The following is a 1166-nucleotide window of genomic DNA, read 5'->3' as shown; positions in this document are numbered from 1 at the left end:
CGCAAGAAGCCGCACGTGAACGTCGGCACGATCGGTCACGTCGACCATGGCAAGACCACGCTGACGGCGGCCATCGCCACGGTGCTGTCGGCCAAGTTCGGCGGCGAAGCCAAGGCCTACGACCAGATCGACGCGGCGCCCGAAGAAAAGGCGCGCGGCATCACCATCAACACCGCGCACGTCGAGTACGAAACGGCCAACCGCCACTACGCGCACGTGGACTGCCCCGGCCACGCCGACTACGTCAAGAACATGATCACCGGCGCCGCCCAGATGGACGGCGCGATCCTGGTGTGCTCGGCCGCTGACGGCCCGATGCCCCAGACCCGCGAGCACATCCTGCTGGCGCGCCAGGTGGGCGTGGGCTACATCATCGTGTTCCTGAACAAGTGCGACATGGTCGACGACGCCGAGCTGCTCGAGCTGGTCGAGATGGAAGTGCGCGAGCTCCTGGACAAGTACGACTTCCCGGGCGACGCCACCCCGATCATCCACGGCTCGGCCAAGCTGGCGCTGGAAGGCGACAAGGGCAAGCTGGGTGAAGAAGCCATCATGAAGCTGGCCGAAGCGCTGGACACCTACATCCCGACGCCTGAGCGCGCCGTGGACGGCACCTTCCTGATGCCCGTGGAAGACGTGTTCTCGATCTCGGGTCGCGGCACGGTGGTCACTGGCGCCGTCGAGCGCGGCGTGATCAAGGTGGGCGAGGAAATCGAGATCGTCGGTATCCGCGCCACCCAGAAGACCACCTGCACCGGCGTGGAAATGTTCCGCAAGCTGCTCGACCAAGGTCAGGCTGGCGACAACGTGGGCGTGCTGCTGCGCGGCACCAAGCGCGAAGACGTCGAGCGCGGCCAGGTGCTGTGCAAGCCCGGTTCGATCAAGCCGCACACGCACTTCACCGCCGAGGTGTATGTGCTGTCCAAGGACGAAGGCGGCCGTCACACGCCGTTCTTCAACAACTATCGCCCCCAGTTCTACTTCCGCACGACGGACGTGACCGGCGCGATCGAGCTGCCCACGGACAAGGAAATGGTCATGCCGGGCGACAACGTGTCGATCACCGTCAAGCTGATCGCTCCGATCGCCATGGAAGAGGGCCTGCGCTTCGCCATCCGCGAAGGTGGCCGCACCGTGGGTTCGGGCGTCGTGGCCAAGATCCTCGC

The 1166-nt window shown here is 65.6% G+C and carries 1 protein-coding gene; it reads left to right on the top strand.

All coding sequences use genetic code 11. The features are described 5' to 3' along the window. A partial coding sequence (gene tuf / locus ACIPRI_RS26680) for an elongation factor Tu (protein WP_446624525.1) occupies nucleotides 1–1166 on the top strand: 1166 nt, incomplete at both ends.

The organism is Variovorax sp. LARHSF232, assembly GCF_052871435.1.
Note: the sequence above shows the minus strand (reverse complement) of the source record. Positions and strands in the feature narration are given on the sequence as shown.